This window comes from Halobaculum halobium (genome assembly GCF_030127145.1).
Lineage (GTDB): Archaea > Halobacteriota > Halobacteria > Halobacteriales > Haloferacaceae > Halobaculum > Halobaculum halobium.
Genome location: NZ_CP126159.1, coordinates 215,279 through 228,209, shown reverse-complemented (window position 1 = coordinate 228,209; position 12,931 = coordinate 215,279). Strand labels below are relative to the sequence as shown.

At 68.6% G+C, this 12,931-nt stretch carries 11 protein-coding genes; 4 read left to right on the top strand and 7 right to left on the bottom strand.

Annotated elements, in window-relative coordinates:
• Positions 1-35: 35 nt before the first annotated feature.
• Complete coding sequence (wecB, locus tag P0Y41_RS16030; protein ID WP_284063791.1) at positions 36-1,190, bottom strand: non-hydrolyzing UDP-N-acetylglucosamine 2-epimerase; 1,155 nt, start codon at positions 1,188-1,190, stop codon at positions 36-38.
• An 874-nt stretch (positions 1,191-2,064) separates the two neighbouring features.
• Between wecB and P0Y41_RS16025 the strand changes: the two genes are divergently transcribed.
• From P0Y41_RS16025 to P0Y41_RS16015, 3 genes are read left to right on the top strand one after another with little or no spacing between them, the layout of a single operon-like run.
• Positions 2,065-3,126, top strand: coding sequence for a Gfo/Idh/MocA family protein (locus tag P0Y41_RS16025; protein WP_284063790.1), 1,062 nt, complete (start codon positions 2,065-2,067; stop codon positions 3,124-3,126).
• Entirely contained in the window at positions 3,123-4,142 is a 1,020-nt protein-coding gene (locus tag P0Y41_RS16020) for a hypothetical protein (protein ID WP_284063789.1), read from the top strand. Before P0Y41_RS16025 ends, P0Y41_RS16020 begins: the two co-directional genes overlap by 4 nt.
• Positions 4,135-5,097, top strand: coding sequence for an NAD-dependent epimerase/dehydratase family protein (locus P0Y41_RS16015; RefSeq protein ID WP_284063788.1), 963 nt, complete (start codon positions 4,135-4,137; stop codon positions 5,095-5,097). Before P0Y41_RS16020 ends, P0Y41_RS16015 begins: the two co-directional genes overlap by 8 nt.
• Positions 5,098-5,243: 146 nt before the next feature.
• Here the strand turns inward: P0Y41_RS16015 and P0Y41_RS16010 are convergent, their stop codons facing one another.
• The 3 genes from P0Y41_RS16010 to P0Y41_RS16000 form a co-directional block, all read right to left on the bottom strand.
• Positions 5,244-6,353 carry a glycosyltransferase family 2 protein gene (locus tag P0Y41_RS16010; protein ID WP_284063787.1) on the bottom strand — a complete coding sequence of 370 codons (1,110 nt, stop codon included), beginning with the start codon at positions 6,351-6,353 and terminating at the stop codon, positions 5,244-5,246.
• 286 nt (positions 6,354-6,639) lie between these two features.
• A complete protein-coding gene (locus tag P0Y41_RS16005) occupies positions 6,640-7,473 on the bottom strand; it encodes a glycosyltransferase family 2 protein (RefSeq protein ID WP_284063786.1) in 834 nt (277 codons plus the stop codon).
• A 257-nt stretch (positions 7,474-7,730) separates the two neighbouring features.
• Positions 7,731-8,309: a metal-dependent hydrolase gene (locus P0Y41_RS16000; protein WP_284063785.1), complete on the bottom strand. Its 579-nt coding sequence runs from the start codon at positions 8,307-8,309 to the stop codon at positions 7,731-7,733.
• 396 nt (positions 8,310-8,705) lie between these two features.
• Here P0Y41_RS16000 and P0Y41_RS15995 point away from each other — a divergent pair, with 396 nt between their 5' ends.
• Complete coding sequence (locus P0Y41_RS15995; protein ID WP_284063784.1) at positions 8,706-8,948, top strand: hypothetical protein; 243 nt, start codon at positions 8,706-8,708, stop codon at positions 8,946-8,948.
• A 12-nt stretch (positions 8,949-8,960) separates the two neighbouring features.
• Here P0Y41_RS15995 and P0Y41_RS15990 read toward each other — a convergent pair whose 3' ends face one another.
• The 3 genes from P0Y41_RS15990 to P0Y41_RS15980 all read right to left on the bottom strand — a co-directional run bounded on the left by P0Y41_RS15990 (position 8,961) and on the right by P0Y41_RS15980 (position 12,394).
• Positions 8,961-10,064, bottom strand: a complete 1,104-nt coding sequence (locus P0Y41_RS15990) for a DUF354 domain-containing protein (RefSeq protein WP_284063783.1) — start codon at positions 10,062-10,064, stop codon at positions 8,961-8,963.
• Positions 10,065-10,163: 99 nt separating this feature from the next.
• The gene (locus P0Y41_RS15985; RefSeq protein ID WP_284063782.1) at positions 10,164-11,180 is read right to left on the bottom strand and encodes a hypothetical protein; all 1,017 of its coding nucleotides are present in this window, start codon (positions 11,178-11,180) and stop codon (positions 10,164-10,166) included.
• Positions 11,180-12,394 (bottom strand): glycoside hydrolase family protein, encoded by a 1,215-nt coding sequence (locus P0Y41_RS15980; RefSeq protein WP_284063781.1) that lies wholly within the window; start codon positions 12,392-12,394, stop codon positions 11,180-11,182. Before P0Y41_RS15980 ends, P0Y41_RS15985 begins: the two co-directional genes overlap by 1 nt.
• Positions 12,395-12,931: the final 537 nt, after the last annotated feature.

The following is a 12,931-nucleotide window of genomic DNA, read 5'->3' as shown; positions in this document are numbered from 1 at the left end:
GCCAGGATCGTGGCCTTCGGTCGACAGCGGTGTCCTCACTCGGCCGCCGTTTCGAGGAGGTCGTCGATCCCGTGAGCGTCGAGGTCGGGCGATTCCTCGCCCAACCGGTACGCGAGCAGGCGGGCGATACGCTCGCCGGCGCGGCCGTCGCCGTAGAGGTCGCGCGCGCCGGTCATCGCCTCCCGGCGGTCGGGGTCGTACACGACGGTCCGGAGTTTCTCGTCCAGCATCTCGGGCTCGACGAGGACGTTCACCCCTGCCTCGACGGTCTTGGGGCGTTCCGTGTTCGGGCGGACGGTGAGACACGGGACCGACAGCAGGCTCGCTTCCTCTTGGACGCCGCCGGAGTCGGTGACGACGGCCGTCGCTCCGTCGAGCAGACGGAGGAAATCGAGGTACTCCAGTGGATCGACGACGCGCAGCGATCCCTCGGAACTGGATCCCACGCGACTGAGTTGCTTTTCGGTACGGGGATGTGCGGGGAAGATCACCGGCAGCGGAGCGTCTTCGAGGGCCGAAACGATCTGTCGGAGGCGCGTCGCGTCATCGACGTTCCTCGGGCGGTGAATCGTTGCGGCGATGTACTCCCCCTCCGCAAGGCCGAAGCGATCGAGGACGTCCGAACCGGCGCGCGCCTCTGCGATGTTCTTCCGGCAGGCGTCGACGACGGTGTTTCCGGTGACGTACACGTCCTCGGTGACTCCCTCGCGACGGAGGTTCTCGGCCGCCTGTTCCGTGGGCGCGAAGGAGAACCCCTCGACGTGATCGGCGAGCACGCGGTTCGTTTCCTCGGGCATCTCGCGGTCCCCGCTGCGAAGGCCGGCCTCGACGTGACAGAAGGTCGTCGGACACTTGCTCGCGGCGATGGCGGCCGCCAACACCGTGTTGGTGTCGCCTTGTGCGATCGTGTAGGTCGGCTCGTGTTTCGAAAGCAGGTCGCCGATGCCGGCGACGAGTTCGCCGGTTTGAGCGGCGTGAGAGCCGCTACCGACGCCGAGGTGTTCGTCCGGTCGGGGCAGCGAGACGGACTCGCGGAGCCGCTCACTCAACAGGTCGTCGTAGTGTTGACCGCTGTGGACGAGGATCGTTTCAAATCGATCGGTTCGGTCGAGGGCGGCGACCACCGGTGCGAGCTTGACGAACTCGGGGCGCGTCCCGGCGACCACGACCACCGACTCTGGGGCGCTCATCGACCACGGGTCACCGTGGCGTCCGAATTAGTATGCACCTGATACTCCGGTCAAGCATCGAATACCGCGACTTCGACGCCGTCAAACGGGTCGCAGTCGGTTCTCGGTCGGCTCTCGGGACGGAGCCTGGTGCATCGCGGGCGACGCCCGAACGAATCGAAGGGATATCCAACACCTACCGGCCGGCCGGATGTGGATGCTCACACGGCGAATCGGGCCAGTCACGGAGCGATGATCGGAATGTACTCAAACCGACGTGTGGCGGCGTCTGCTACGCGTGATCGAGAGACACAGTCAAGCTCCGGAGCAGTCTTCGACGCCGTCAACGGGGAGGTTCCAAACGCCTCCTGCTTCCCGCCTCGCGACCGCCCTCATCGAGCGAACACGGTTCGACCGGGACGACAGCACCTGAGGCTCCGGGCTGCCCTCGGCTCGCTCGGGGTCGTGTTCGCCCGCACGGTCGGCGACACGCTCGACATCGACCCGATGTCGACGGTGGCGACGATCGAGCGGTCCGTGGAGCACCCCTCTGACCCAAACATGTTGGAGGTGGGCTATCCTTACTGGCGCGATCGGGAGCCGTCGGCGTGCCACTATCGGCTCTCGCTGCTGGAGGCTGAGTGGCTGGGACTGACCGACGGCGGTCCGGACGACGGCTGTAGCGACCTCGGCACGGCGCTGTCTGTACTGTGGAGCGACCGCCGTGGGGCGGCGACGGGGAACGCGCTTGCGGTGACCGCGTTCGTAGCGATAGCGACCGCATACCAAACTGGACCGCCGGGCAGCCTCCGACCGAGACAACCGCGTGAACGACAATGTACGGACCAACGGACGACGGACGACCGGCACGGGCACTGCGGGGGATCGACCCCCCATGAGCGACCCCCTCGATCTGGGAATACTCGGCCTCGGGAACATCGGGACGGTGCACCTCCAGACGGCGCGGGCCATGGACGGCGTCCGGGTCACGGCGGTCGCAGACGCGGTGCCGGCGAACCGACGCCGCGCTCGCTCGCTCGGCGTCGACGAGACGTACGACGACTACCGGGACCTTCTCGCGGAGGCGACCGTCGATGCGGTCGTCGTCGCGCTGCCGCCGTTCCTCCACGAGGACGCGGTCGTAGCCGCCGCTGAATCGGGGCGACACGCCTTCGTCGAGAAGCCGTTCGCGACCGACCTCGAATCGGCCGACCGGATGATCGACGCCGCCGAGGGCGCAGGCGTCTCGCTGGGCGTCGATCACACCATCCGGTACTTCCCGGCCGTAGTCGAGATGAAGCGCGTGTACGACGAGGGCCGCCTCGGACACGTCCCGATGGCGAGCATCGGACGCGTGAACGGCTGGCCGTTCGAGCGGCCGCCCGCCTCGCGGTCGATTCCGGACTGGCAGCTCGACGCCGACGCGACCGGCGGCGGCGCCCTGCTCGATCTTGGCGTCCACCTGTTCGACGTGTTGGAGTGGTTCTTCGGTGACCTGGAAGTGGCGCACGCCTCGACCGCGCGACAGCTCGACCTCCCGTACGAGGACACCGCGGTCGTCGTCCTCGAGTCGCCGCAGACGGGGACGCTCGCGACGCTGCAGTGCGGCTTCTTCCAGTGGGAGGAACCGCCGGAAATCAACATGCGCTTTCGCCTCGACGGCGTCGCCGAGACCCTCTCGAACGGCGAGTTCGTGCCGGACAACCTCACGCTGCACGCGGCGAAGTCGGGGCTGTCGAACGCCTGGCGCCGCGCGACCGGGCAGGACCCGGAGTACTTCGGCCCGACCTACTATTACCGGGCGCACTTCCGGGCGCTCGCTGACTTCGTTGAGGCGGTCCAGACGGGCGAGACACCACCGGTTGGGCCGGCCGAAGGGCGCCGAACGCTGGAGCTGGTTGCCCGAGCCTACGAACTTGCCGGCCGCACGGACGAACGAGAGGTGGTGACCCCGTGAGCGGAGGCGACGGTCCGACGAATGAACGGGCGAGCGCGACGCCGATCGACGGCGTTCGAACCGAAGGCCGCGGCCACGCGGCGATCGCCGAGGCAGTCGAGCGACTCTCGCTGCCGGACGCACTCGACGACGCCGGCCTGGTCCTTCTCCTGCCGGACACGGGGTACCCGCACCACCCGAGCACCGGTGCAGTCACGGACCCCACGGTAGTCAGAGCGCTGGCTTCACACATCCGCCGCACGACCGGGACCGAGCGCGTGCTGGTCGGCGTCGCCGGGGACGGTCAACTGAGCGACGGGCAGATCGCCGAACTGCTCGGCTACGGTTCGCCCGCCCGGGACGCAGCGGCGGCGACAGGCCGTGGTGAGGACCGCGGTCGGGACGCAAAAGCCGACCGTGACGCTGACGTCGGCGGTAGCGCGAGCGACGGGACGGTCGGGAACCAGCTACCGGGGGTAATCGCCCGCGAACAGTGTCAAACTACCGATCAGACTGTCGAGACGCACCTCGGTCCCGTCGACGCGGCGGTCCCGCGCGTGTTGGAGGCGGCGACGGTCGTTGTCGTTCCCTCGCTGCGCGTGGCACCCGACCTCCGATTGGCAGGCGCCGGGGCGATCCTCGGGCGATGGATCACCGGAGGCGCCCCGACGGCCCGCGAGGCGGCCGCGGGGCTCGCCGCCGTCGACCCCGTTGGGGCGGTCCTCGATGCGACGACGGCGTACGTCGGGCACCCCTTGGCGACCGACACGCTGCTGTGCGGGGAGTCCGCGGCGGCGCTGGACGCGACGGCTGCCTCGCTGTTCGGGTGGAACACCGCCGACGTACCGTTTCTCTCCCGAGAGTCAACCGCCGCGCCCGTCACTGGCATCGACACCCGCGAACTCGGCCGGTCGTTGCCAGACGACCCTGACGACGGACCGACGGGGCCGACCGAGGCGATGGCGACAGCATACAGAACGTACGCGCGAGCGACGGGCGACGTCGTCCCGCCGCAGTTCCTCAGTGACGATGTCTGAGGCGCTAGTTACCGGGGCGACGGGCTTTCTCGGCTCACGGCTGTGCCGTCGGCTCGTCGACCGCGGCTGGTCGGTGACGGCCACGCGCCGTGCGGAATCGGACGTAAGCGTGCTCGCGGACGTTGACGTCGAGTGGGTCCACGCGGACGTCCTCGACGGCGACGCGGTCCACGAGGCCGTCGCGGGCCACGACCGGGTCTTTCACCTCGCTGGCGTCGGCCTCGCGTCCGCCGACGCCGAGACGGTTCGTCGGGTGAACGAGGAGGGAACTCGGCTGGTCGTAGAGGCGTGCGAGGCCGCCGGCGTCGAGCGGCTCCTCTTCACAAGTACCGCGGGAACGCGCCGTCGATCGGACGGGAAGCCGGCCGATGAGACCGACCACGCCGAGCCCATCGGCGCCTACCAGGAGTCGAAAGCGGCCGCCGAGCGAGTCGTCGACCGAGCGGCCGATCGCGGGCTCGACGCGGTCACGGTCCACCCCACGTCCGTATTCGGCCCGGGCGACGAGGAGTTCACTGGTCGGCTGCTCCGGTTGGCGCTGGATCCGCGCATGGTCGCGTACCTTCCAGGGGGCGCGAGCTTCGTCTCGCTTGACGACGCCGTCGACGGCGTCCTCGCGGCCATGGAACACGGTACGGCGGGCGAACACTACCTCCTCGGTGGAGAGAACCTCCCGTACGGTGATGCGCTCGGAGTCATCGCCGACCACGGCGACGGACACCGCCCGCCGCTGCGGGTCCCCGCGACGCTTATTCACGCCGCCGGCCCGGTGGTCGGCGTCCTCAACGACGTCACCGGACTGCGGCTGTTCCCGTTCGACGGCGAGATGGCCCGGTTGGCGACTCGGAAGCTGTTCTACTCCTCGGCGAAGGCCGAGCGCGACCTCGGATACGCGGCCCGACCGCTCGGGTCACACGTGAAAGAGACGATCGAGTGGTACCGCCGCGAGGACTGAGTTCGGAACCTCCGGCGGGACCGCTTTTGTGAGGGGGCGAACGCCGGTCGGTCGCAGTCACCGACTGTGCCGTGAAGGAGGAATTCAGTCCGTGATCGAACTCACCGAGTAGTACCCCGCGACTCTCCCAGCCGCGAGCCGACGCCTCAATCGGCCTCGTGGCCGGGCTCCGCCTCGGAACGGGTCCGGGACCCAAGCGTCGACGTGAGGTCGGCGTGTCTCTCCGAGTCCGCGTCCGCACGAACCCGGACTATCGACCCCGTCCGCCGGCGAGCATCGAGCACCGAGCCGAGACAGAGCAGGAACAGTCCGAGAACGGCCCAGATTGCCGTCCGACCGACGTCGACGTGAGACTGATCACGGCCGCCGTCTGCTGAGATTGCCGCACGTTCCGGCGAACGATCGCCACCTAGCGAGGGCACCCGTCCGCGGGCGGCTCCGGCGAGTCCGGCGATGCCGGCCACGAAGGACGCCGCTGGGCCGAACTCACCTGCGACCGACTGGCGGCCGAGCCGCCACAGGAATCGGCGGGCCAACAGGATCGAGAGGTTCGGGGCGAACGAGGAGTAGACGATCCCGCTCGTTTCGTCTCCGTAGCGGGCCGGGTGCGGGACGTCCGCGACTCGGCAGTCGGTGACGCTCAGGTGGACCAAGACGTCGTTTCGGAACCCGTACTGCTCGTAGAGCCTGTCCAGGTCGATCCGGTCGAGCACGTCCGTCGACACGGCAGTGTACCCGTTCTGCGGGTCGCGGAGCCGCCAGTAGCCGCTCGCGACCCGGGTGAGCCCCGTGAGTAGGAGGTTTCCGAACAGCCGCCAGCGCGACATCTCGCGAACGTACTCTCGGGAGGCCAGTCGGTCGCCTTTCGCGTACGCAACCCGGCCCTCGACGACGGGGTCCAGCAGGTTGGGGAGGAATGCCGGGTCCATCTGGTCGTCGCCGTCGAGCGACGCGACCACGTCCAGATCGTCGTTCAGCGCCGCCCGGTAGCCCGTGAGCGCGGCAGCGCCAGCGCCGCGGTTCTCGGTGTGCCGCATCGGGACGACCACCCGATCAAACGGTTTCGTAGGGGATTGCCGGTCGTTTACCTGCTCGGCCGTCTCCGTGATCGCGCTCCAGGTATCGTCATCTGAGGAATCATCGACGGGATACACTCTGTCGACGAACGTTGGGAGCCCCTCGATCACGTCGCCGACGAAGTCCATCTCGTTGTACGCCGGAATGACGACTCCGACGGTCGCGTCCCGGTAGGTCACGACCGCCACCCCGGACGCCGGTCGCGTCGGGTCGGCGGTGTTCGAGGGCTGTGCGCTCTGCCGGTCAGGGTCGGCCGTGCGTTGGGGAACATCGTTTGGGGTGTGCCCGTCGTCGGGGCGTCGTCCGTCGGCAGCAACCGGACGGAATTAGTTATGAGAGCGATACCACGTCGGGACCGGACTCCAGTCGAGGTTTGGTCCGGTCGAGTGGACCCGGCACACCGTCGCAGGGAGGATCGGCCGCGCGGGGCGGTGGGGTCGCGTCGGACAGTCGCCGGGAAGTCGCTCATCCGGCAGGCGACCGCCGCGAACGTTCGACTTCCTCCGCGTCGTCGGGGTCTCGCGGCTCGAACGCGGGGACGTCGCCGGTGGTCGACCGCGGGCCGAGGATCGAGACCAACCCGACGATCCGCCCCGCGGTGTTGGCGAAGCGCGCGCCGATCTGCACGCCGGTGGCGACGGCGTCAGTGCGGAGATACGCCCGCGGGTCGAGCGCGTCGTCGGCGATCCGTCGAGCACACTCGCCGGCGGTCAGCCCGCGTCTGCGCCAATAGTACGGCGTCTGCGTCTCCAACCGGTACTGCTTGTTCCAGTACTCGAGCACCGAGTCCGCATACGGGTGCTCGACGGCGACGCGGGGGTCGTATCGGATCTCAAAGGCCGAACGGACGCGGTCGGCCAGCTCCTTCTCCTCGTGGCCCCAGCGCATCCCTTCGTCCCAGCCGCCGACAGTCTCGAACACCTCGCGCCGGACACCCATGTTGCACCCCCAGAAACAGTCGACTGAGGCGGCCTCGATCCCGTCGTGGTAGTGGGGCGTGAAGTGACGCGAGAACAGGTCCTCGCGCGGGTGGACCGTGCGCCCGGCGTAGGCCGGCGCCTCATCCAGCACGGCGCTGGCGTGGTCGAGATAGTCTCGCGCGGGGCGTGAGTCGTCGTCGAGAAAGACGATCTTTTCTGCTGACGCGCGCCGGATCCCCTCGTTTCTCGCACACGTGACCGGGCTCTCGTCTTGGAGGAGGACCTCGTAGTCGTCGAAGGTTCCGCGCGCCAGATATCGGACCGACTCGACGTCCTCACGCGACTTCAGCGTCGGGACGACGACGCTCAGCTCGACCATGGGTCCTGGTGGGGGTGGAGGGTCGGTCTGCCGGGACGGGCGACCGAGCGGGCCCTCGTGTCGGGCGCACGATGGCGTATCGGTTGCATGGCCAGGCGATTCGGTTGAGATAGCTTTGTTATGACAGTGTTACGAGCGGTATCAGTCGGTCACGATGTCCGTCGAGGACAGGGCACGCGACCGGCGGGCCGCGCGTCCGAATGCCGGTCCCGCGTCGCATCCGCGTCCGACCGCATCTCGGTCGCGCGCCGACCGGATCACGCCAGCACCCGGCGCGCCGCCGTCGACGCCTCGCGAAGACCGGGCGTCCCGTCGTCGACCCACAGCGCCAGCGCCGCGAGGATCAACCCGACCTCCAGCAGGAGGAACCCGATCGCACGCGGGGAGTCGAGGTACGCGTAGTATCGGGTGATAAAGTAGATCGTGTTCGAGAGGAGCCCGCCCCCCGCAGCCGTGCCGGGCGTCGAAACGAGCGGCCACAACACCGCCCCGACCCGGATCGGGTCACCCGTGGCGAGCGGTCCGTAGAGGAGATCCGCCGGGAGGTGCAGTACGTAGGCGACCCCGAACGCCGCGCCGACGCTGGCGCGGGCGCGATGACGTGCGAGGACGTACACTGCCGCCGACAGCGGCACGGCAACGAACACCGAGTGAGCGAGTGTCGTCCCGCCCGGAAGAACCGTGAACGCCCACGCGAGCGGCTTGTCGACGAGGTCCGGGAACTGCGACCCGAGGGCGAGTGCGGCGCACGCGAGCGCGCCGACGCGACGGCCGCGGATCCGGAACAGCAGCGAGACCGCGACGTACCCGATCGCGAGATGGTCCCACGGGAACACCTCAGCGAACCCCTCCCAACTGGCCCCAGCGCATCTCCCTCTGCCGGCGCTCGCTCACGGCTCCGCGCTGGTCCGCCGTCGCCCCCATGCGTTGTCCCACGTCGATCCGAGCAGTCGCCGACGGAGATAAGCGATCGGTGTCTCGCGGTCGACGCTCACGCCCGGAGGCACGGACGACCGAGCGACAAGATCGGGACGCGCCGACCGTACAATCATTAGACATGACCTCGAACCCGGAGGCGTGAGCGATCACTGCGAGCGAGAACGGAGACGACGCCCGGCGGATCGCCGCCGGACTGCGACGGCCATCGACGGACACGGACGCCACGATCCGCGCGCGACGCCCGCGCGGTGTCTGCGGACGCCGTGCGGAGATGGATCGTCCGGAGGTGCGTCGTGAGCGACAGCGAGGAACCGGTAGCCGGCGACAGCTACGACCACCCGGACGGGAAGTCCGAGGTCGTGTACCTCGTGGAGGACGGCCGCGTGCTGACATTCCGGGAGTACCCCTCGGTCGAGGCGTTCGAGGCGACCGTCGACGGGGCCGCCTACCGGGGGATCGACGAGGCCGTCGCGGGGCTGCCGGGGCGGGAGGCGTTCGCCGAACTCGACCTGGACGACGCCGAGGGCGACAGCTAACGGGGAGCACCGTTACCGATCCTCACCGGTCTCGGCGTCGATGAGATCCCGAGTGAGCGAGGCGACCTCCTCGCGGACGCGACGGGCGCGGTCGAGGCGAGGTCTCGCGTCCGCGGGAGTGAGCGAGTCGACGTATTCGGCGATCTCGACGGGGTCCCGGGAGTGATAGATGTCTCCTCTGTCGATGAGCGTCTGGTCGACCGAGAGGTGCTCACTCGGGAAGAACGACACCGCGGGGGTGTCCATCCGCGCCGCCTCCCGGGCCATCGTGCCCGATCCGGTGAGCACGCAGCGGGCGTGCCACGAGAGTTCGAGTCCCGAGAGTGCATCCTGGGGAGCGTACACTCGGTCTGGGTCGGCATCCTCCATGAACGCGCGGTAGTCGTCGGTCCGGGGGAGATAGACGACGTTGATCCCGCGATCGGTGAGCGCTGTGAGCAACTCCGGCGCGATGGTGTCGGCTTCGACGTAGGTCGCCTGCAGCGCCTCGGGCCGCACGACGACGAACGGTTCGCCGTCGAACGGAAGGCGCTCGGGGAACGAGTCGTCGGGCTCGAAGGCCGCGACGTACACGTCCTCTTTGAAGCCGTCGTAGGTATGGACGCTGTCGGGGTCGGCCCCGCGGTCGGTCAACACCTCCGTTCGGAACGCCTCCGGCACGACGTTGTGGGTCGCCTGTGCGACCAATCTGTGGTACAGGGCATCAGCGTACAGCCCGTCCATGTGCGCGCAGATGTCGTTGTCCGTGTAGTGGATCGACGGGACGCCGCGGGCCTTCGCCGCGAGCACGCACATCGCGTTGCGGGCGCCCACCGCCACGTCGACGTCGGGCATCTCGATCCCGAGTTGTGCGGTGCGCAGCGGGATACCCAGCATCCTGAGGACCGACTGCTCGTAGTCGCGGCCCACCGTTCGGAACTCGAAGCCGACCTCCCTGGCGAGCGAGACCGTCTGGGTCTTGTTGCGGGCGGTGACGGTCGTCCGAATGTCGGGGACTGCGTCGGTGAGTGCCTTGAAGAAAAACGGGTGCGACGGGCTCGCGAGGTCGACCCAGACGTCGGTCGGCCGCGCGCGTGCTGCCGGAGCAGTTGAACGGGACGCCGCGGAATTACGCACGAGTCGTCACCTCCGTTCGAACCGAGCGCAGGCGCGGACTGGAGCCGGTCGGGAGAGAATGCACGGCGGTCGGCCGGTGGTGTGTGTGGCTCATATGGATCACTCCAGATATCCCAAGTCGCGCAGGCGGTCGGTCGCCTCGTCCTCGTCCTGACCCGACTCCGCCCCCGCAGCGGCCGCGTCATTGGAGGAAGCGGTATCGTCGGCGACCGACGCGGACCCGGTGACGATCCGCCGGCGGCCCTCGCCCTCGACGGTCAGCCACGGCACCGTGACGAGGCTGTCGGCGTAGACGCCGGGCGGGTGGCCGTACAGCTCCATCGGTACCGGACACGGTTTGGGACGCTCGCCGATGAGGTTCCCGTGGTCGGACGTGACGACGGTGCGGCCCTCGAGGTCCTCGACGAGCGTCCGCACGTGCGGAAGCGCGATCCGGAGATTCTCCTCGTAGGCCGCTCGGAGGTCGCGCTCGTCGATCAGGCCCCGCTGGAGCATGTCCCAGACGTTCATGTGGTCCGCGATCGGCTCGTCGCCGTCGGCCATCCGCCGCGACAGTTCGATCCCGGCCTGCTCGTCGAGCAGTTCGCGGCCGCGCTCACCGACGAACGGGTAGTGCGGCTGGACGAAGTGGCCGACGATCCGCTTGTTCGGGTACGCCTCGGCTGCCTCGCGGACCGCATCCGCCATCGCGTCGGGCATCACCGTGTCGAACTCCTCGTCCCACTCGTCGCGCCAGACCGATACCACCTCGTGGAACGGGTCGTCGAGGCGGACGTCGACCTGCGGGTTCGCGGTCACGTACACCACGTCGTCGAAGGTCCCGCCGCGGAAGTTGCGGACGAGGAATTCCTCGGTGTTGGAACCGAGGGATGTCCGACGCGAGAGGTCGCCCTCGATCGTGTTGTGCTCGACGAACATGTCGTAGCGGCACGCGTCGAGTATCAGCAGCGTGTCCCAGTCCTCGTCGAGGACTCGGACGCCATCGTTCGACGCGAGGTGCCGGAAGTACGGCTGAACGAGCGCCGTCCGCACGCCGAACGGAACGACGATATCGCGCCACCACGAGGGGTCGTCCCAGTTGCGTCGGAGGTTCGCGACGACGTTCGCGAGGTCCATCAGTCGTCGCCTCCGTCTGTGATCGGCCGGTTTGTCGGGTCGCCGCCGTCCGCCGCCGGCGACTTGGAGGTCAGCACTCCCGAGTCGTCGTCGGCAACTGGGGCGGCCGTCCCGGCGCGCGATTCGTCGACTGGGGAGGCGTTCGCCGTCGCGGTGAGGTACTCTCCGAGCGCGTACGCCATCCACGCTTGACACCACCGCATCAGGGTGAACTGCTTCGTGTACAGCCGGCGCTTCTGGTAGTAGAACTGCCCCTGTCCCGCGTACAGATTCGCGAGCACCCAGTCGATGACCCGCCGGGCGAACGCGAAGTCGCCGGCGTTCGCGAACACGATGATTCCCTGGGTGGCCGCGTGGATGTCACGAGGGTACCGCGACGACTCGTCGAAGTTCGGCGCGCCGTCCGGGTCGAACAGCTGGAGTCGGTAGAACGACAGCGCGCGCTCCAGCGTGTCGGCGTAGCGCTCCTCGCCGGTCACCTCGTGGTACCGCTGGAACGACTCGATAACGAAGCCGTTGTGGTGACTGTCCATCGACAGGTGCGACGCCTCCGCCGGAACGCGGTAGGTCCACCCGCCACGGTCGGTCTGGTGGGTGGCGATCGTGTCCAACAGCGCGCTCGCGCGCTCGAGGTGGTCCTCGTCGCCGAAGCGGTCGTACAGGTCCACGAACAGACGCGCGCCGATGGCCCCGCCGTTGACCGTGTAGAACTCCCCGTCGTACTCCGGCTGGTAGACGATGCGCGCACCGGTGTCCAACTCGGTGTACCTGAGATCCTCCAGCAGGAAGTCGGCCGCCGAGCGGGCCGCCGCGGCGTACTCGTCATCGCCGTCGGTGGCCCGACACAGCGCCTTCGTCGCGTATGAGGTGGGGATGACGTTCGGCACCTCCGCCTCGCGATACTCGTCAAGCAGCTGCATGGCGTGGCGGTGGCCGCCGCAAAAGCCCGCATAGCCCGGGTCGCGGTCCTCGCTGGAGTGTTCCAGCAGCCAGTCGAGCAGGGAGTCGGCTTCCTCGGCGTACAGATCGTCGCCAGTGAGGTCAGCCGCCCTCCGGTTCGCCATGGCGAACAGCGCAGACCCCTTGAAGCTCTGCCGCTGCTCGACGAGGAACAGCGGTCGGAGGTCCACGGGGGCTCGCTTGATGCCTTCCTGGACGGCGATGTTGAGCCACTTGTCCTCGACGGGCGCCGCGTTGAGGAGCCGGCTGCTCATACCGTCGAAATAGTCCGGGCCGGTATACTGTCGCGTTCTGGCGTACGCGAGGGTGTCCTCCAGCAACCCGACGAGGAACTCCCGGTCGGCTCCCGGATCTCTGGCGTCCGACGACAGTCTGTGGGCCCGTTCTCGTCGCCGCCGTCTGTACCGCCGTACCGGCTCCAGAAGGGTATCGAGGGAATCTGTGTGCGGGATCATAGGGTGTTCGTCCGAGCGGACGGCTCGGATCGGTTCGTGGATCCGGGGAGAGCGGTTCGGGGTTTTGTTATGCGATGACTGTCGGGAGCGATCCCGGCACGGCGTCGGCATCTCGGCGTCCTCGGGGCGCTCCCGCCGACGCTCGCCCGTCGTCCGCCTCGACTCCGCTCGAACCGCCCGTCCCGTTCGAACCGCGTGTGTGCACGCCGAAGTGGTATCCGCCTCCCTGGGCCGAATAAGCGAGTCCTACCGGCACGGGTGGCGTCGTTCGGTGCGGAACCCGGACACCCGACGTTCGTGTCCGACAGCCCGGGGGAACCTGCCCCCTCGATACCG

Excerpts from the sequence above, each read along its gene's own strand:
- wecB (WP_284063791.1), bottom strand. The coding sequence starts at position 1,190 with ATGAGCGCCCCAGAGTCGGTGGTCGTGGTCGCCGGGACGCGCCCCGAG.
- P0Y41_RS16025 (WP_284063790.1), top strand. The coding sequence starts at position 2,065 with ATGAGCGACCCCCTCGATCTGGGAATACTCGGCCTCGGGAACATCGGG.
- P0Y41_RS16015 (WP_284063788.1), top strand. The coding sequence starts at position 4,135 with ATGTCTGAGGCGCTAGTTACCGGGGCGACGGGCTTTCTCGGCTCACGG.
- P0Y41_RS16005 (WP_284063786.1), bottom strand. The coding sequence starts at position 7,473 with ATGGTCGAGCTGAGCGTCGTCGTCCCGACGCTGAAGTCGCGTGAGGAC.
- P0Y41_RS15985 (WP_284063782.1), bottom strand. The coding sequence starts at position 11,180 with ATGGACCTCGCGAACGTCGTCGCGAACCTCCGACGCAACTGGGACGAC.
- P0Y41_RS15980 (WP_284063781.1), bottom strand. The coding sequence starts at position 12,394 with ATGAGCAGCCGGCTCCTCAACGCGGCGCCCGTCGAGGACAAGTGGCTC.